Source organism: Limnothrix redekei LRLZ20PSL1, assembly GCF_043235035.1.
Taxonomy (GTDB): domain Bacteria; phylum Cyanobacteriota; class Cyanobacteriia; order CACIAM-69d; family CACIAM-69d; genus CACIAM-69d.
The window spans coordinates 25,458-45,159 of record NZ_JAZAQF010000028.1 but is presented as its reverse complement, the minus strand read 5'-3'; the positions used below and the strand labels follow the sequence as shown (position 1 = coordinate 45,159).

Below are 19,702 nucleotides of genomic sequence, written 5' to 3'. Positions count from 1 at the left end.
TCAATCGGCTTGATTTTGCATGGCTTACGGATCCGTCTGTTTCAACGGACAAACTCAAACCCCAAGCCCCACACAGTCCCCACATACAATTCCCACATCCCGATCGGGCGTAGGTGGCAGCCCCATACAATCCTTTCTCTATTGTTTCGCCAAAACTCCGAATTCATAGCGATTGTTGAGCATTTCTTCACCGAGTAAGTATCGATTCAGGGGGCCGGCGTTGTTGGGTTGAATGCCAGCGGCAGGGGCCGGATGCCAGCCGCCACCCGTTCGCGGCGGCGTGGGGAGGGTGCCTGCGGTTGTTGGCGAGGGTTGTGGTCGTTGGTGAGGTTCCTGGGGCGGTGGTTTCAGCGGTTTCAATCGATCGGGTAAGTATTGCTGAAGCAGCGCGGCTACCTTTTCCAGGCGCAGAGGCTTGGGCACAAACACCGAAGCCCCAACCAGCTTGGCCCGCACTCGGTCGATCGCCCCGCGATTGCTCGTGACAATCGCGATCGGCACATTGGCCAACAGGTTCACCCGTCGCAACTGGGTACAAAGCTCATAGCCATTCACAATCGGCATCACCAAATCCAGCAAGACCATATCTGGCCGCTGCTCGATCGCTGCCGCCAAGGCCCTTGTCGCCTCCGTGATATGCACAAACCGACAACCCAAGCGATGCACCACGGGGCGCAGCAGCTTACCCACCATCGGATCATCGTCAATCAACATCACCAAGGGTTGCTCAGAGTTGGGGGATTGGGTTGCTGGGGTGGGTTGGGGTGCTGGGGTCTGGTTCGCCGCCGGCCCGCCCGATCGCCCTGGAGCGCTGGCGGCTCTGTCCCGGAGCGCTGCGGACTCTGGGGGCTTCACTGGCGCTGCTTGCGGCGTAAAGAGCAAATTCAGCACCGTGTCCGCCGGGCGATCGTCCAGGGGCAGAAAATCCAAGCCCCCACGCTCCACCAAGTGATGCAGCAGATGCACGACGATCGACATGGGCTGTTTCATCACCAGCGAGACATCCCAGGTCGATCGTTGACCATTCAGCAACGGAGCCAACGTTAAAAACGTCGATCGGTCATTCTGAGTTGTTGCTGACGGAGACCAATCCAACTGGGCCAACTGCGGCGCGCGATCAGCCTGCTCTGGCAACAGCCCCACCGACTCCCACCGTTGCAGCAACTTCACCACCGACTGCATCACCGCCAACAGGGCCTCACTGCCAAACAACTGTTGCGCCACCGCCCGCATGTCCGGCAAAGCAGGCACATATTTATCCCAGTGAGACACCACCGCGGGATCACTCGCCGCCGCAAACAGCACCTCCTGAGCCACCGACTCCAGCATCGATCGCAACTGAGCCGGTGTGACTTGACCCGCTAACAGCGCCGCTGCCAACCACCACACCTCCCACAGGGGCCGCGCCGCTTCCGTCAGCGCAACCGGCTGCAAATTCACCCCCGATCGCTTCAGGGCCCGTTGCCAACGGCGAATCCGAAACTGCTCATCGATCGCCCACAGCAAGCGACCCTGCAAAAAAATCAAGCGCCAGCGATCCGCCCCCCGCTCCAGCACCAACACGCCCGAAGCCCGTCGCTGCACCACCGTCGCCAGCGTCCGCGACACCTTTGTCCATCCCGTTGCTGCTTCAGTCATCGATGGACACTCCCAATCCAACCCATTGACCCATTTGATCCATGACTAATTGATCACGACGCTCCCGTCGTCCTCAAATGATCATCCGAGAATCATTTACCAATCACCAATCCCTCAAACCATTCATCGATCCCATTCATCGATCGATGGCCAATTCCTTGGCCCTGGACTCACACCCCCAATTCCAACCCCATCATCCTTAATGCTCCCTTGCGAACCTTAATGACAGTCATGAAACCAACCTTCGGCCAAACGGCAACCGCTGCGTCAGTTTTGCCCAAAGACCTGAAGCTTTACGACAGGCCCCGCAAAATTGGCACAGTGGTTTGATCTTGGTCTTTAGTCAGCTTTCAGGGAATTTCTGCCGCTGCAAAACCGATCCCGTTTGGGCGATCGATCCCTGAGTGATGGTCAACTTTGCTCGCCAAATTGCCTGATTTTGCTAATAAATGGCGATGAACCCAAAGCCAACGTGAATGTTATGTATTAATTGATACTCCAAGGCCACCTCCTACTGAACTGATTTGAGAACAGGCTGAGCAAGCTCAAACCTTGTCGTGATCTACAAACAGTCGCCTAGTAGCAATCGGGAAATGTACTGAAGAAATGGCGAGGGTTAACCCAGAGATCATGAGGACATATTCAATTATTAAATAATAATTGAATTGATTTCAAACAGTTATTAACTTTTCTTGATGATCGTGTCGGCTTCGGATCCGCTCCCTCTTGTCTTTCCCTGACCAAAGCCGCTCCTCGGAGCAGTTCAGACCTTGAAAGCTAACATATGAATGAGTGGTAATTTTAATTCACTAGTTCCTTGAATGTTTACAAATTCTACCTTTAAGGGTTTTTAAATTTTCTTCATATTTTCAAAAATCGCCCATAATCAAGTGATCGCTCGATTAAATCAGAGAATAATCCTCAAGAAAGCAATTGAATAATTTAGAAATGTTCTCAAGAAATATCAATTTTATTCTTTTTTGTACATTTAAACCTGCTAATAAATCAATTTGCAATACAACTTGCTATACCCAGCTAAAAAATGGCGAATGGAATTTCACCCCATATAATCGCAATTCTTGTCGGCTTAAATCCTCACCAATACTGCCAAGACCTAAAACAATGACGAAAAGTGTTTTTCAGAAAGCTGCCCAAGCATCAATTTTGACACTCTGATCGCGAATGGGGCTGATTGATAGGCAAAATGCGGTCGATATGCTCACAATTCCGCAAAAATGAGCCAATTTCTATTTTTCGATCATTCCCGGGTTTTCCTTTGCATCCTGCCGCTTTATCCAACCTTCAAAGATTGATCGAAAACAAAGGAATTGTGGAGCAATGATGAAGGAGATCGCTAATTTTGGGTCATTTGGGGCGTTTTGAATGAGATCCCAATTCAACTTCCCATCAATCGGTGGCGGGGGCTGTGGCGGAACGGGGCCCATTGGCCACGGCATAGCCCCGGGGGGTGATCACCTTGCCGCTGTGGGTGAAGGTGCTGGCGTTGCCAATTAAAACGACGGTGAGCATATCGATCGCCTGTAAATTAACCGTGGCCAAGGTGGCGATGGTGATCTGTTCATCGGGACGGTGGAGCGATCGAGCCAGAACCACGGGGGTTTCGGGCGATCGCTTGGCTCGCAGAATCTCAAAGGCCGTTTCAATTTGGGTTTGGCGCGTTTGTGATCGGGGGTTATATAACGCCACCACAAAGTCTCCGGCCGCCGCCGCCTGCAACCGCTGCACAATGACGGGCCAGGGCGTGAGCAAATCCGACAGGGAAATGGCGCAAAAATCATGCATCAGGGGCGCACCCACGCGGGCAGCGGCCGCTTGCAGGGCCGTGATGCCGGGCAGCACTTCCACCTGTGGGGTCTGGCCGTCCCAATGGCGGGCCGCCAAACATTCCAGCACCAGCCCGGCCATGGCATAAATTCCACAGTCACCGGAAGAAACCACAGCGACCCTTAGCCCCCGTTCCGCCAGGTCGATCGCCCGTTCAGCACGCTGCTTTTCGCGGGTGATGGGGCTGCCTTCAATGATTTGCCCCGGATGCAACAGGGGGCGCAGCAGGTCTAGGTAGAGTTGATAGCCAATGATTACGTCGCACTGGCTGAGGGCGGCGCGGGCGGCGGGGGTGAGCTGATCCAAGGAGCCGGGGCCCGTACCAATCAGCCACAGCTTGCCCAGGTGGGGGGTATATTCCCGATCGGCCCGGGCCAGGGCGATCGTGCAAGCGCCGGAGCCACCGTTGGGGGCCCGAAACACCTGTTTTTCCCGAATCAGTTCGGCTCCGTCGGCCGCCAGCCGGGCCGCCGCTTCCGCCACCGAGGGCGTGCCCACCTCTGAGCGCACCACCTCCGAAGGGTTGGGTACGGCGATCGGGGCCAGGGCGGCGGCGGTGAACCAACGGGCGGTCAGATCGAGCCGATCGATCAAGGCCAGCAACCCCACCTCATCCTGTTTCAGGTCGATCGAACCAATCCCGGCGATCGCCTCCGGAGCCAAATCCGCTTGCTCCAACACTTGGGCCAAGGCCGCTGCCATCTGACCTTCGGGGGTGTGACGCTCACAACCGATGCCAACCCAAAGGGTGCGCGGATGCCAGGCCACGGCGGGCAAGGGCAAGGGCGGCAAGGGGCGATCGCTAATCCAAACGATCGCCCGCAGATTGGGGGGCAACTCGTCCAAATCCACCAAGTCCGCTTCCGACAGGAGCACAAAGGGGTGAAACTCCGGCAACTCCTCAATCCACAGATTCCAACCGCAGGTTTGCACCACTCCCACGGTCTCGAACCGGGCGATCGCGCTGGCCACCCCCAGCCAATCCCCTTGGCCCCGTCGCCAACCGTAGCGATCGCCCAACAGATCGATCGCCGGGAGCTGCTGCCCTTCGGCGGCACTGGTAATCACCGGCTCCACCGCCAACAGTCCCGCCACCTGACGGGTCAAGGCATCAGCCCCGCCCAAATGTCCCCCGCAAAGGCTGATCACATGGTGACCCGTTTCATCAACGGCCACCACCGCCGGGTCGGTGCGTTTGTCTTGCAAATGGGGGGCGATCGCCCGCACCGTGGCCCCCACCGCCAACACAAAAATCAGCGGTTGCCCCGCCGCCCAGCGATCGGCCACCAGGGCCCGAAAGTCTTCGTAGGTGCGAAGGGCATCCTGGGAACCCGCCGCCGCACTGCCCAGGGCCGAATCCTTCGTCCAAATCACGGAGCCGGGCAGTCCCGCTTGGATTTGTTGGGCCAACCGCAGACCGCGAGGTGTGGGCGCTAGGATGGCAACGGAAGGGCGATCGCTCATGGGTTGGGTGCCAGGAAGAGACAGGACTTTTCAGCTTACCGACTGAGGGGCGAGGGTGATTGAACTGTGAGTAAAAAAACTAGCACCTACGGATGGGTGGCCACGATCGGCTGGGTCATGGTGGCGGGCTGTGCGGTTCAGGCGGAAGCCCCCCGATCGCCCCAATCCTCCCGATCGCCCCAGTCCTCACCCGAACAGCGATCGCCCAACCCCAGCCCGATCGCCGCCAACGTCCCGATCGTCCCGCCCGACGGAGCCAACCCTTGGCCCGCCGAGTGGGAAGCGGCCTACCAAGCTCGGGGACGGGCCCTCATTGCCCAATTTGCCAACCCCAAAACCTACGGCAATGGCTATTTTGAAAATGAGAAAAAGTCCTATCCCAAGGCCATGCTGGACTTTTTGGCGGGCAACCGCGATCGGGCGATCGCCTTCCTGCAAAAGCCCGACCCGATCCCCAGCAGCACCGAACATACCCTTGGCATTGATTTCTATCCCGCCTTCACCCTGAAGGGACAGGTGCGCAAATACTTTTATTTTGGGCAATTTCTCGATCCAACCTATCGCGATCGGATGAAGCAGGGAGCCGCCCTCTGGACAAAGTTAGATCCCCTGAAGCAGTTTTTCAGCACCCCACAACCCTTTTGGAATCGATCGCGCGATAACTGCATCACCTGGGTCGATTGCCGCAACACCGATAATTTGCGATTGATGCGAGAAACGGCCGTTTATCTGTTTGCCATGGAAGCCGGCAACCGAGAAACCGCCGCCATTTACCGCGATCGCCTGCAAAGTTTTGCCCGCAATCTTTACAAAATTGGTCAGGGGGAATGGGACTCGGAAACCTACTGGGGCCACACGTTCACCGCCTGGCTGAATCTTTACGACTTTGCGCCGGAACCGGAAATGCGGGCCACTGCCAAGGCTGCCCTGGATTGGTTAAGCATCACCGGAGCGTTGAAATATTGGCGCGGCGGCTTTGGGGGCCCCAGCAAACGCGACGCTAGCAAGGGAAATGCGCCCTTGGCCGCTTTGGCGAGCAAACTGCTGAATTTATATTTTGGGGAGGCGATCGCCCCGGATCCAGATCCCGACCCCGATGGTGTTCATGCCCTCACCAGTGGTTACCGACCGCCGGCCGTGGCGGTGGCCCTGGCCCGCAAACGGTTCGATCGCCCCCAAGAAGTGCTTGCGGGCAAACCCACCTATGAACATTGGAAACCGGGCGCACGCGATCGCCCCTTGTATTACGAAACGCTCTACTTTGGCCGCACCTTCCAATTGGGCAGCCTGGCCCAAGGGTCGATCGATGATGTGAACGGTTTTAAACTGCTAGCCACCCACCCCAGCCGGGGCGTGGATTACCTGCTGGCCGGTTCCGGGGTGAATCCCGAGAAAATTTCTACCCACCACCAACCGGACACCCACGACGCGATCGGGCAGTTTGGGCCCCTGTTGGTGTGGCTGAATGACGGGCGGGCCCCGTTTCAGTGGAGTTTGCCCCAAGCGACCGCCAGCGAAACGGCCCAAACCGCCGCTGGCCAGCCGGTTTTGTTTTGGCAGTTGGCCGAAACTTGGATTGCCATTTACCCGATCGGGCTGACGCTGCCCCAGGTAAACAACAGCGAAACCACCAAGCTACAAAAGCGCTATCCCACGGATCAACTGTGGGTGGCTCGCCCCGATCGCCCTGCCGGAACCCTCACGGGTTGGGCCATGGAGGTTGGAGAACCGGGAACTAATCAGAATTTCGCTGCGTTTCGGGCGGCGGTGTTGGGGCGATCGCGCTGGGTTGTGAACCAAAGTACGGTCACTTTCACCGGTTCCCAGGGCAATCAACTGGCCGTGACCCAACGGGGGCCCGATCGCCCAGTTGTGAAACGCAACGGGGAAACGCTCGACTGGGGCCAGTTTGCGGCCTATCGATCGCGCAACCCAGCCCGCCCCGATCGACCGCTGATCACCCAAGATTGGGAAGGGGGAACCCTCCGCGTAATCGTTGGCGATCAAACCTGGACAGGCTCCGCTCCCGATCGCTAGATCAAGCAATCGCGCGATCAGGGCGACTCGCGCAAAACATAACCAACCCCCCGCAAGGTGTGGATCAGGCGAGGGCGCTGGGCCATTTCTAATTTGATTCGCAAGGCTCGGATATAGACTTCCACGATGTTAGATTCGCCGCCAAAGTTATTGCCCCAAACAGATTCCAACAGTCGATCGCGCGAAATCACCTGACGCGGATGGCGCAACAAAAACTCGAGTAAATCAAACTCCTTGGCCGTTAAGTCCACCCGATCGCCCCCGCGTTGCACCTCCCTGGTTAACGGATTCAGGGTTAAATCTGCCAGGGTGATCTGATCGGACTCGTGGGGCGAAACTCGCCGCAAATGGGCCCGCACCCGCGCCAACAGTTCCGCGATGCTAAAGGGTTTCACCACATAATCATCCGCGCCCGCATTCAAGCCCGTGACCCGATCGAGAATTTCATCCCGGGCCGTCAGCAGAATAATGGGGGCCTGTAATCCCGTTTCCCGCAACCGCAGACAAAGATCCAAGCCCGACAGCCCCGGCAACATCCAATCCAAAATCAGCAGATCCGGCGACGGGTGCGATCGGGCGGCGTTTAGCCCCTCCAGTCCTGTGGTTGCCACGGTTACCCCGTAGCCCTCCAGTTCCAATTCTCCTGCCACAAATCGCGCCAAATTGGCATCATCTTCCACCACCAGAATTCGGGCTGTGGGGGGATTGAGCTTCAAGGGTGAAACCATAATGGTCATCAATCACGGATTGATCAATTGATCAACGGATGAATCGGATGCAGAGGACATGTGCCAGCGAGGAAGTCTGATCGTGAAGGTGCTGCCCAGGCCCGGTTGCGATTGCAGATCGATGCGGCCGCCCATCCCTTCCACGGCTCCCTTGGCGATCGCCAGGCCCAAGCCCGTGCCATCGCGCGATCGGGTCATTTCATCTTCACCCCGATAGAAGCGCTCAAAAACCCGGGCTTGTTGATCCGGAGGAATACCCATCCCGCGATCGCGCACTTCAATGGCGGCCCAGTCCGCCTGATGGCTCAGTTGCAGGGTCACGGGCTGCTCGGGGGCGGAATATTTCACGGCATTGTCCAGCAAATTCCGAATGGCGCGGGTCAGGCGATCGCGATCAGCCAAAACCACCACATCCTCCGCCACCAAATGCAAATGAATGGGACGATCGCAGGCCAGCCGTTGCCAGTCCGTCACCTCTGACAGCAGGGTATTAAGGACGATCGGCGCTTGCCGCAAGTGGAGTTGCCGATTATCAATGCGGGCCAGATCTAACAAGTCCTGCAACATGCGCACGGTGCGATCGGCCTCCGCTTCCGCCGTGGTCAAGGCTTGCAACTGATAGTCATTCAGGTTGGTGCTGCGCCGCAGGAGGCTTTGCAAATAACCCAACACCACCGTGAGCGGGGTGCGCAGTTCATGGGAAACATTACCCACAAATTGTCGTTGTTGCTCCCAAGAACGCGACAGCCGCGCCAACATCTCATTAAAGGCTTGGGCTAAGCCCCGGACTTCATCGGGGGCCCCTTGCAACTCCAGGCGGGCCCCGGCCAAGTCATCGGCAGAAACGGCGCTGGCCACTTGGCTCATGGTGGCCAAGGGCATGAGGGCTAAGCGAATTCGCCGCCCGATCGCCCCCAGCGCAACCACCATGGCTAAACCATTCACCAACCACAGCAGCCGCAGACTGCCATGGAGCTTGTGCCAATCATGGCTCACGTCTTGGGCAAAGTAAGCCCGCCCAATCGCCCGGCCCCGAACCGTCAAGGGCTGCTCGCATAAAACCCAAACTCGGCCATCGCGGTGAACAATGGTCAACCGCTGGGCGGCGGCAGGTAAAGACTGCACCAAATTGCGGACGATCTGATAGTTCTGATCATCTTTGGGTTGGGCCAGCAAGCGCCCTTGATCATCGGTGACCCAAGCTAACAGCCCCGCCATGGCCACCTTGTCGATGGTGGTGGGTAATCCTTTGGCCAGCCCCTCGTGCTGATCGTAGAGGGCCAACTCCTCGGGAAAGCGCTGGGAAATATAACTGAGGGTTTGCTTGTGGGCAGTGGCGAGGGTCTGTTCCATTTGCCAGGTGGACCAAAGGGCCGCTGTGCTCAGGCTCAAGACCGCGATCGCCCCTAATTCAAGGGTGAGCCGCCCCTGCAACGATGACCACCGCCAGCCCGATCGGCCCAATGGCTCTGACCGATCGCCTGTGGCGGGTTGCGGGGCGATCGAAGCAGTCCCTAGCTCGGGCAAAATTGGGGTTGCGGTTTGGGGTAATCGCTGAGAGGGCTTAGACCACCAATTCGTCATTCGTCCCCGAAGCACTTGAGTGAACAGCATGGGAACCTTTGCCTCAGCGTCGCTTTCCCAGTTTAAACCCGTTCCAACAAGCCGATCGAGACTTGCTGAAACGGGTTAGGGCCTGTCATGGGTTTAATCGTAGGGGCGGGGTCTCCCCGCCCAGCCCTGGAACCGGGATCACAGGGGCTGGGCGGGGTTGTGGCGATCGCTCGGGTTAGGGTTGGGAGACCCAACCCCTACGGCGATGGAAATGACGACAGGCCATCAAGCCCCTTGCCCCCTACGATCTTCAGGGCGGAATCGGAGTTTCAGACCATAGGGTCTCAGGCAATTCACCGACAAGTCCTAGCCTTGGCGCAGTTTTTCTGACCAAACCCGCGTCGGTAGACCCCAAACGTAGATGAAGCCCTCGGCGGCCTTGTGGTCAAATTCATCATCAGACCCATAGGTGGCCAGCTCCGGCGTGTAAAGACTCTGCTCGGACTTGCGACCCACGATCGCCGCATTGCCCTTGAACAGCTTGATCCGCACCGTGCCGGTTACCCGCTTTTGGGTTTCGTTGATGAATCCGTCCAGCGCTGCCTTCAAGGGGCTGTACCAGAGACCGTTGTAGATCAGTTGGCTGTAGGTTTCTTCAATGCCGCGCTTGTAGTGGCTCACATCAGCGGTCAGGGTCAGGCTCTCCAGATCCCGGTGAGCGGCGATCAGCACCGACAGGGCCGGCACTTCGTAGATTTCGCGGGACTTAATCCCCACCAAGCGGTTTTCCACCATGTCGATCCGGCCGATGCCGTGGTTGCCGACGCGGGTGTTGAGTTCCTCAATCAGGGCGATCGAGTCCAAGGTGCGGCCGTCCAGGGTGACCGGCGTTCCCGCTTCAAAGCCAATTTCCACGTAGTCCGGCTCATCCGGCGTGTCGGCGATCGCCTTGGTCATCAGGTAAATTTCTTCCGGCGGCTCCGTCCAGGGATCCTCAAGGGGGCCCGCTTCAATGCTGCGGCCCAGCAGGTTGCGATCGATGCTGAAGGGCGACTTTTTCTTCACGGGCGCGGGAATCCCGAACTTTTCCCCGTAGGCGATCGTTTCTTCGCGGCTGAAGCCCCATTCGCGAGCCGGAGCCAACACCTTAATGGTGGGGTCGAGGGCCGCGATCGCCACATCAAACCGCACTTGGTCGTTGCCCTTGCCTGTGCAACCGTGGGCCACCGCGTCTGCGCCATATTCCGCCGCCGCCTCCACGAGCGCCTTGGCAATCAGCGGGCGCGCCAGGGCCGTTGAAAGGGGATAGCGGTTTTCGTAAAGGGCATTGGCCCGCAGGGCCGGGAACGCATAATCCTGCACGAACTCGGCCCGCAGATCCGCCACCAGCGAAGTACTGGCTCCGGAGTCAAGGGCTTTTTGCTTGATGGGGCCCAGTTCGTCGCCTTGCCCTAAGTCGGCGGCCAGGGTAATGACTTCTTCAACGCCCCATTCCTGCATCAGGTAGGGAATGCAAACGGAGGTATCCACACCGCCGGAGTAGGCGAGGACAACTTTCTTGGCGCGACCCATGTATTTTGCTCAAGCTGCGAGAAAACAACCCCATATTGTAGGCACGGCCCGGGCGATCGCAACGGTCAGTTAGCGTACCAACTTTGAGGACTTCTTGACTTTGGAGTGACTTGGGAGTGATGTTGCATGGTTGGCATCGATGGCTGGGTAATGGGGCAGCAACCGACAATGGCTCATCGGTCCTTTAGTTGGCCCTCTGATTAGCACTCTGATTCGCCTTCCTAGAGCTTGGCTTGGTAGTCATCGATCGCCTGATAAAGCCGCTCCACCTGCCGATCGGGAATGAAATCCAGCAGGGGGATCGATCGCTTGCCGGCCCCAATTTCGATCGCCATTTCCCCTAACAAAGCGGTCAGCTTGGCACGGCTAAAGGTGCGATCGAGCAAGAGGGGATAGATTTTTTCAGCAAGGGCACTGTGCAAATGGGCATGGGCCAAATCGAGATGCCATTTGGCAATGTCCAGATAGGCCGCATCGCCAATTTCTGCGGCCAGGGTTTCGATCGCTTCATTACTGACAGATTTCGACATTTCAGCACCTTCGATTGAGTTGGATCATTCGCAAATTCTCGGGAACCCTGATTCCACCGTGACCCGATCGTGGGAGCCAGGAGCTTCAGCCCCCTGTCTGGGGCGGTGAGGTTGAGGGAATCAACCATTTCAGCTTGTACCCAGAAACTTGTACCCAGAAACTTGTACCCAGAAACTGACAACAAACCTGCGATCCATCTCAATTATCCGGATTGCTAGGCGGTAAGGCCAGCTTTTGCAACTGAACAGCACATGCCTTCAGTTCCGGTTCAAAGGAGTCGGGACAAGCTTCCGGGTGTGTGAGGGCGTTGGCTTCGGCCCCGTCACCCCACAGGGATCCCCAATGCATGGGCACAAAAACGGTTCCCGGCGCGATCGCCCGGGTCACCTTGGCCGGAAACCGCCCATCGCCCCGGCGCGACTTCACCGCCACCCAATCGCCCTCCCGGATGCCCAAGGGTTCCGCATCCTTGGGGTGAATTTCAATGAAGGGATTCGGGTGCAGCTTTTTGATTTTTTCAATCCGACCGGTGCGGGTTTGGGTGTGCCAATGGCCATAGAGCCGGCCCACGGTCAACACGAGGGGATAGGCCGCATCGGGTGGTTCCGCCAGCCCGCGCGAGTGAACCGCCAGAAATTGGGCCCGCCGATCGGGAGTATGGAATTGCCCATCGGTATACAACCGCTTGGCGGGGGCTGGCTGCAAAGGGTCGATCGCCCCGTCCGCCGGAAAAGGCCATTGTTGGGGGCCAGCGGTTCTGAGCCGATCGTGACTCAAACCGGTCATGTCGCAAGGGCGGCCTCGGGTCAATTGCACAAATTCGCCGTAGACCTCCGCTGAGGATTGGAACCAAAACTGCTCCCGGAAGCCGAGCCGCCGGCCCACCTCCGCAAAGATGGCCCAATCTTCCTTGGCTTCTCCCGGAGGGGGCTGAAACGCCTGGGAAAGGGTCACCATCCGCTCAGAATTGGTCATCGTGCCGGTTTTTTCGCTCCATTGGGTGGCGGGCAGCAGCAAATGAGCAAAGGCACTGGTTTCCGTGGGGTAATAGGCTTCTTGATAGATCGTGAAGGGCGATCGGCTCAGGGCGGCTTTGGTGCGGTTCAGGTCGGGAAAACTAACGGCGGGATTGGTGGCCGCAATCCACAACAGGCCCACCGCTCCCGCCTCCAGCCCTTCCACAATTTCCCAGGCGGCCCGGCCTGGCGCTGGGGAAATGCGACCCGAGGGCAGGTTCCAAAAATCCTCCACTTCGGCCCGGTGCTGGGGATTGGTCACGGAGCGATAGCCCGGCAGCAACCGCGACAAACCGCCGGCCTCGCGGCCGCCCATGGCGTTGGGCTGGCCGGTGAGGGAAAAGGGCCCCGCGCCCGGTTTGCCCATTTGCCCCGTCAGCAGATGCAGGTTAATGATGCTGCGGACTTTGGCTGTGCCTTCGGAGGATTGGTTAATGCCCATGGACCAAAGGGACAAGACCCGATCGCTCTGGGCCCAAATCCGCGCCGCCGCCTCGATCGACTCCGCCGGAATACCGCATTGCTCGGCCACGAGATTGGGCGAGTAATGTTGCAGCAGATCTTCGTAGGCTGCGAAGCCGCCCGTGTGAGCTTCGATATAGGCGCGATCGATCTGATCCCACTTCAGCAGCAGGTGGGCCATGCCGTTCAGTAAGTCGATGTCGGTGCCGGGGCGAATGGGCAAATGGAGATCGGCCACCTGGCCCGTTTCGGTGCAGCGGGGATCCACCACCACCAATCGCACTCGATCGGGGTTGGCCTTGTGGTGTTTGCGGAACCGGTTAAAGACGATCGGGTGACATTCGGCCGTGTTGGTCCCGATCGCGAACAGGCAATCCGCCAGTTCCAAATCGTCATAGCTACAGGGGGGCCCGTCGGCCCCGAAACTGCGTAAGTAGCCCGAGACGGCCGAAGACATGCAAAGCCGCGAATTGGCATCGAAATTGTTGGTTCCCAGGCAACCCTTGATCAGTTTTTGGGCCGTGTAGTAATCCTCCGTGACAAACTGCCCGGAGCCATACATACAAAGGCCGTCGGGCCCTTGGTTGGCCAAAACGGTTTGGATGCGATGCACGATCGCCTCAAAGGCCTCGTCCCAACTAATCCGCTGAAAGTCTTGATCCAAAGCAGATCGCCACATGGGATACAGCAGCCGATCGCGGTCGATCGACTCCAAAATCGTTGCCCCTTTTACACAAACCATGCCTTGGCTGGAAGGATGGGCCCGATCGCCCCGCACCTTAAGCCCCGCTGGCCCTTGCACCACTTCCAAACCACACCCCACACCGCAGTAGGGACAAACGGTTCTGACAGATTCCATGGATTAATTAAAACAACTTCTAAGTTGCGAATACGTGGTGAAAATAAGTCCAGCCGCAGCTAGGCAACGATCCCAGCGGGCCATGAGTCAAAAAAATGCCCCTGGCGGGGCGTTGAGCTGAATGTTGAACTGAGCATTGAGCCGAGGAGAGAGGCCCTATGAGGCCAATTAAGCGCCGATCGTGTAGGAACCGATCGCGTAGGAGCCGATCGGGGGCCAACCCTCAGCCCTATTCCGCCGCGTCATCGTGGGCATAGCGGTTATAGAGGAAGTCGAGTGCGTAGTTGCGCAGCTCGTAATATTTGGGATCTTCCAAAAGTCGGGCCCGATCGCGCGGTCGGGGGAACGGAATATCCATCACCTCCCCAATCTTGGCGGCGGGGCCGTTGGTCATCATCACCAATCGATCGGACAGGTAGAGCGCCTCATCAATGTCGTGGGTGATCATCAACACCGTGACCTGATTTTCCCGCCAAATTTGCAGCAACTCGTCTTGCAACTCTTCGCGGGTGATGGGATCCAACGCCCCAAAGGGTTCATCCAAAATCAACACTTTGGGGCAAATGGCCAGGGCCCGGGCGATCGACACCCGCTGTTTCATCCCCCCGGAAATTTCCGCCGGCCGCTTGTGAATCGCTTCGCTCAGCCCCACCATCTCCAAATATTTCAGGGCCAATTGCCGTTGTGCTTCCTTGGGTTGGGTGGTGTAAACGGCTTTTACCGCCAACAACACATTTTCCAAAACGGTTTTCCAGGGCAGCAGGGCATAGTTTTGGAACACCACCATCCGATCGGGACCGGGCCGAGTGATTCGCTGCTGTTCTAGGCGCACTTCACCCGCCGTCGGTTCCGCAAAGCCCGAAACCATGTTCAATAGGGTGGACTTGCCGCAACCCGAGTGACCAATCACCGAAACAAATTCACCTTCGGCCACCCGCAAGTTGACCCCATCCAGCACGGGGTATGGCCCCTTGGGCGTTTGATAGACCTTGGAAACTTGGTCAATCACCAAAAAATCGGGTTCCGCTGCGACAACCATGGGCGGGACGGTTTGAGAAGAGAGGGTTTGCATAGGATTGCCAGGGCTGAGGAAGGGGTCGATCGAGTCAGAGGATGAAGAGTTGGGGCGATCGGCATCGGGCCACAGGCGGGCCCCTTAGCTAGGGGAAACGGAGCAACTAAAGATTTCATCGACCCGAATTTCGGCCACACGGATATTGCGTTTAATCGCCAGGTTGTCGAGGTAGTCGATCGGGCGATCGGGGTCAAAGGTTTGGCCGTCAAACAGGACGATCGGCTTGCGGTCTAATTCCACCTCCGGCAGTCCCAAATTGCGAGCCGCAGTCAAATAGGTGGCCGTCGGGTTCACCCGTTCCATCACCTCCACCCAATTGCGGGGGAAGGGCGTGATTTCCCAGCGGGCCATCTGGGCCAAAGTCCAAAGGGACTGTACCGCGTCGGGACAGGCCGATCGGCTCACAAAGAACTGATGGAAGGTGTAAAGCGCTTGGGCCTCGGAACCATCGCCCCGATCGAGCGGCGACAGGAACCCGGGCGCAATCATCTCCACCGGCAGCCCCACATAGTCGGGGCGGGCCAAAATTTCCAACACCTCAGCCCGGTTGCGATGATCATCGCAATATTCACAGGCCTCCAGCAGGGCCGTCAGCAGGGCCGCATGGGTATTGGGATAGGCCTGGGCCCAATCTTCCCGCACCCCCAGCACTTTTTCCACATGGCCCGGGAACAGGTCAAGATCCGTGGCCATGATTTGACCAATGCCCTCTTGCACGGCCCGGGAGTTCCAAGGCTCTCCGACGCAATAGCCGTCAATGTTGCCCGCCTTCAGGTTCGAGACCATCTGTGGCGGCGGCACGGTGGCCAAGCTGATATCCCAATCGGGGTCAATGCCCCCGGAGGCGAACCAATGCCGCAGCAACAGGTTGTGCATGGAAGCCGGATGCACCATGGCAAAGGTGTGAACCTTGTCCGGATCCCGTTCAATCAGACTCTTGAAGGTGGCCAGGTCATTCACGCCCTGTTCGATCAGGCGTTTGCCCCAGGTGATGGCGTTGCCGTTGCGGGACAGCACCATGGAGGCTTGGATTGGCACGGGTTCGCTTTCGCTGCTGCCCAGGGTCATGGCCAAGGGCATTCCGGTCACCATTTGGGCCGCGTCGAGCTGGCCGCTGGCGACCCCATGGGCGATCGATTTCCAATTGGGTTTGCGCTGAAGGGTGACCTGCTCTAGGCCGTGCTTGGCAAAGAATCCCTTTTCCCGGGCGATCGCCAGGGGCGCACAGTCAGTGAGGGGAATGAAACCCAGCTCCAAGTTGACCTTTTCCAGGCCATTGCCGGCCGCCACCGCAGGGGCCGCCACTTTCCGTTTCTTGGAACGTTTTTGTTGATTGAGGAAGTAAACGATTTCGTTGCGCAGGCTGTAGTAACTGGGATGGTTCACCACGTCCATGCGGCTGCGAGGACGGGGAATATCCACCTCCAGAATTTGCCCCACATGGGCGGCGGGGCCGGTGGTTAGCATCACCACCCGATCGCTCAGGAGCAAGGCCTCGTCAACGTCGTGGGTCACCATCACACAGGTGACATGGCTCTCTTCGCAAATGCGCATCAGTTGCTCTTGGAGGCCGCCCCGGGTCAGGGCATCCAAGGCCCCGAAGGGTTCATCGAGCAACAATACTTGGGGGCGGGTGGCCAGGGCCCGGGCGATCGCCACCCGCTGTTTCATGCCGCCGGACAGTTCGCCGGGAAGCTTATCGGCCGCATGGGCCAACCCAACGAGCTGAATATTCTCTTCCACGATCGCCCGCCGCTCTTCCTTGGGCAGGTTCTTGAGCACCGTGTTGACGGCCAGGGCGATGTTGTCGCGGACGGTTTTCCAGGGCAACAGGGAGTAGTTTTGGAACACCACCATCCGATCGGGCCCCGGGGCTTCGATTTGGCGACCGTTCAAAATGGCCCCGCCACTGGTGGGCCGATCGAGGCCCGCAATGATGTTCAGCAGGGTGGACTTGCCGCAGCCGGAGTGACCAATCAGGGAAATAAATTCCCCTTGCTTGATCTCAACGTTGATGTTTTGGAGCGCAATGTAGCGATCGCCCCCCGGCAGCGGAAAGATTTTGTCAACGTGATCGATTTCCAGAAAAGGAGTCATGGTGTTGTGCGATCGGTGTTGTGCGATCGAGGAGTGAGTTATCCAAAGCTATGCCCAAACTTCGCCCGTTAGCGGCGTTCCGGCGGCACGGCAATGCTGCCCAAAAAAGCCACGCATCGATCGAGCAACAGCCCCACCAAGCCCACAAAAATCAACGCCAGAATAATTTCACTGGTCAGGGAGCTGTTATAGGCATCCCAAATGAAGAACCCAATGCCAACACCGCCCACCAGCATTTCCGCCGCCACAATGGCCAACCAGGACAGCCCAACGCCAATCCGCAGACCCGTGAAAACATAGGGAACCGTGGCCGGAAACAGCACGTTCAGGAAATATTCCACTCGACCCAACCGCAGCACCCGAGCCACGTTTTTGTAGTCTTGGGGCACTTGCTGCACGCCAGTTACCGTGTTCAGCAAAACAGGCCAAACTGCCGTAATGAAAATTACAAATAGTGCTGCCGATTGGTTGTTTTTCAAGGCTTCCAGGGAAATGGGCAGCCAAGCCAACGGTGGGATGGTTCGTAATAGTTGGAAAACCGGATCCAGTGCGTCATAGATCAGCGGATTGCTGCCGACCACAATGCCCACAAAAACCCCAATAATCGCCGCCGCTGAAAAGCCGATCGCCACCCGCTGCAAGCTGGCCATTAAATGCCAAAAAATGCCCACATCGGTGCTGTTGGGATCCGTGCGATCGAACGCACCCACAATCAATTCCTGGGTGTCGCTAAACACTTCCAAGGGCCCCGGCAGAGGTGCTCCAGGGATTGAGCAAATTGCCTGCCAAGCCACCAGGCAAATGAGCGTTCCCACAATGGCCGCAATCACTTTGCGGGCATTTTTCTTAGATAACGGCACAAAGCGAATAATCGAATCAACGAGCGAACTAGAACTACTTGCAGCCATGGTGGTCAAACCTGAGTGTGATGAAATCCTCAATCGATCGTTGAGCATTCGATGGGCATTCGATGGGCATTCAAGTTGTCAGCCTGAGTCGATCGTTGCGCTTGCTCACAGATGGCTGAAACCCTCAAACAACGGCTCATTTTCGATGAAATTATCAAGCCTGATCAAATGATTTGATTCAGGCGACTGACCCAGTAATTTTGATCGGGCAATCTCGATCGGGCAGTCGCGGTCTAATCTCGATCGAGAGAAACCGTTGCCGGTAGCTTCAGCCCTCCCTTCAATATGGCAATCATTCCTGAATGAAAGGTTTTGATTGCCTGACAACACTCGATTCAGAACCCAGCCCTAGGGCTGGTCGTCAAATTGTCTAAAACCCTAATTCCAGCGTGAGCGGATCGTGGGGGCAAGGTGCTCAAGCACCTTGTTGCGATCATTTGGGTATGGCAGATCAACCATCCTCACTGGATTCCAGGAAATGACAACAGACCCTAGGCTTTCAGAGCCTTGATCTTCAGAGCATCGAGATAGGCCTTGGGATTTTCCGGATCAAACTTCACCCCATCAAAGAAGGTTTCCACCCCGCGCGACGTATCCTTGGGAATTTCCGCCTCGGGCACACCCAGCGCCTTGGCTGCCTCGCGCCAAATATCTTCCCGGTTGACCTGATCCACCAAGGCTTTCGTGTCAGTACCTTCCGGCAAGTAACCCCAGCGGATGTCTTCCGTGACAAACCACAGGTCATGGCTCTTGAAGGGATAGGAGGCGAAGTCTGCCCAGAACTTCATGGAAAGCGGGAATTTCTCTTCCTTGCGCCCATCGCCAAAGTCAATGTTGCCTTGGGAGCGACCCAAGATATCTTCCGCCTTGATCTTCAGCCACTCGCGCTTGCTGATGATGTCGCACATTTCTGCGATGTTTTCAGGCTTGTCGCACCACATTTGTGCTTCCAGCACTGCCATGGTCAGGGCTTTGGCGGCGTTCGGATTTTTTTCTACCCAATCGGCGCGCATTGCAAAGGCCTTTTCCGGGTGATCTTTCCACAGCTCACCGGTCACCAAGGCCGAGAAACCCAGCTTTTGGGATACCGTTTGGGCATTCCAAGGCTCACCCACACAGAAGGCTTCCATGGTTCCGGTCTTGATGTTGGCCACCATTTGCGGCGGCGGAACCACAATCACCGACACATCTTTACTGGGATCGATGCCACCGGCTGCCAACCAGTAGCGCATCCAGAGATCGTGGGTGCCGCCGGGGAAAGTGACTGCCACTTTCACATCCTTGCCGCCAGCTTTGGCTTTGGCTAGGGCTTCTTTGAAGGGCTGATTATCAAGGGTGATATTTTTGCCCAGGTAATCCTTGCTGAGGGAAATTCCCTGACCGTTGGTGTTCAAACGGGCCAGGATGTTCATCGGCAGAGGCTTTTTGGTGACTTTGCCGGTGGTCATCAAGTAGGGCATTGGGGTGAGGATATGTGCCCCGTCAATCCCGTTCCCGGCTGAACCCAATTCCAGGTTGTCGCGGGTTGCCCCCCAGGAGGCTTGCTTGATGACCTCCACATCGGGCATTCCGTATTTGGCGAAGAGGCCCTTTTCCTTGGCGATGATCAAGGGGGCCGCGTCGGTGAGGGCGATGAAGCCGAGCTTGGCTTTGGTTACTTCCGGCGGGGCGATCGAGGCGGCCGGCGAAGGGCTGCCCCCGGCGGAGTCGCCACCGGCCGGGCTGCTGGCGGCCTGGTTGCCACCTCCGGCAGCACAACCATGAATCACGACGGTGGCTCCGGCAGCGGTGGCGGCGGTGAACAAAAATTTGCGGCGGGAAAAGCTGCTCATGGTTGCTGAGTTTGAAGGTAAAGAAGGGGAGTGACCGATCGGGGAGGATCGAGTGGTGTGTTGGGTGTTGGGTGTTGGGAGCTA

12 protein-coding genes are annotated in these 19,702 nt (G+C 57.7%); 1 reads left to right on the top strand and 11 read right to left on the bottom strand.

Annotation, left to right across the window (positions count from 1 at the left end):
- Positions 1–138 precede the first annotated feature (138 nt).
- Both VPK24_RS04795 and cobJ read right to left on the bottom strand, forming a co-directional pair.
- Positions 139–1,638, bottom strand: coding sequence for a response regulator (locus VPK24_RS04795; RefSeq protein ID WP_393010964.1), 1,500 nt, complete (start codon positions 1,636–1,638; stop codon positions 139–141).
- A 1,407-nt stretch (positions 1,639–3,045) separates the two neighbouring features.
- Positions 3,046–4,947 carry a precorrin-3B C(17)-methyltransferase gene (gene cobJ / locus VPK24_RS04790; RefSeq protein ID WP_393010963.1) on the bottom strand — a complete coding sequence of 634 codons (1,902 nt, stop codon included), beginning with the start codon at positions 4,945–4,947 and terminating at the stop codon, positions 3,046–3,048.
- A 66-nt stretch (positions 4,948–5,013) separates the two neighbouring features.
- On the opposite strand from cobJ, the gene VPK24_RS04785 reads away from it, so the two are divergent.
- On the top strand, positions 5,014–6,984 hold the full coding sequence (locus VPK24_RS04785; RefSeq protein WP_393010961.1) for a hypothetical protein: 1,971 nt from the start codon (positions 5,014–5,016) through the stop codon (positions 6,982–6,984).
- A 17-nt stretch (positions 6,985–7,001) separates the two neighbouring features.
- On the opposite strand, the gene VPK24_RS04780 is transcribed toward VPK24_RS04785, so the two are convergent.
- The 9 genes from VPK24_RS04780 to VPK24_RS04740 all read right to left on the bottom strand — a co-directional run bounded on the left by VPK24_RS04780 (position 7,002) and on the right by VPK24_RS04740 (position 19,618).
- The gene (locus tag VPK24_RS04780; RefSeq protein WP_393010960.1) at positions 7,002–7,721 is read right to left on the bottom strand and encodes a response regulator transcription factor; all 720 of its coding nucleotides are present in this window, start codon (positions 7,719–7,721) and stop codon (positions 7,002–7,004) included.
- 3 nt (positions 7,722–7,724) lie between these two features.
- Positions 7,725–9,326, bottom strand: a complete 1,602-nt coding sequence (locus VPK24_RS04775; protein ID WP_393010959.1) for a sensor histidine kinase — start codon at positions 9,324–9,326, stop codon at positions 7,725–7,727.
- Positions 9,327–9,632: 306 nt separating this feature from the next.
- Complete coding sequence (locus VPK24_RS04770; protein ID WP_099534788.1) at positions 9,633–10,838, bottom strand: argininosuccinate synthase; 1,206 nt, start codon at positions 10,836–10,838, stop codon at positions 9,633–9,635.
- 221 nt (positions 10,839–11,059) lie between these two features.
- Positions 11,060–11,368 (bottom strand): DUF3181 family protein, encoded by a 309-nt coding sequence (locus tag VPK24_RS04765; protein ID WP_393010958.1) that lies wholly within the window; start codon positions 11,366–11,368, stop codon positions 11,060–11,062.
- A 199-nt stretch (positions 11,369–11,567) separates the two neighbouring features.
- Positions 11,568–13,706, bottom strand: coding sequence for a molybdopterin oxidoreductase family protein (locus VPK24_RS04760; RefSeq protein WP_393010956.1), 2,139 nt, complete (start codon positions 13,704–13,706; stop codon positions 11,568–11,570).
- 229 nt (positions 13,707–13,935) lie between these two features.
- Positions 13,936–14,778: an ABC transporter ATP-binding protein gene (locus VPK24_RS04755; RefSeq protein WP_190529798.1), complete on the bottom strand. Its 843-nt coding sequence runs from the start codon at positions 14,776–14,778 to the stop codon at positions 13,936–13,938.
- Positions 14,779–14,862: 84 nt separating this feature from the next.
- Positions 14,863–16,878, bottom strand: a complete 2,016-nt coding sequence (locus VPK24_RS04750; RefSeq protein ID WP_190529800.1) for an ABC transporter ATP-binding/substrate-binding protein — start codon at positions 16,876–16,878, stop codon at positions 14,863–14,865.
- A gap of 68 nt (positions 16,879–16,946) precedes the next feature.
- The gene (ntrB, locus tag VPK24_RS04745) at positions 16,947–17,786 is read right to left on the bottom strand and encodes a nitrate ABC transporter permease (RefSeq protein ID WP_393010953.1); all 840 of its coding nucleotides are present in this window, start codon (positions 17,784–17,786) and stop codon (positions 16,947–16,949) included.
- Between the two features lie 491 nt (positions 17,787–18,277).
- Entirely contained in the window at positions 18,278–19,618 is a 1,341-nt protein-coding gene (locus VPK24_RS04740; RefSeq protein WP_393010952.1) for a CmpA/NrtA family ABC transporter substrate-binding protein, read from the bottom strand.
- Between the last annotated feature and the right edge of the window lie 84 nt (positions 19,619–19,702).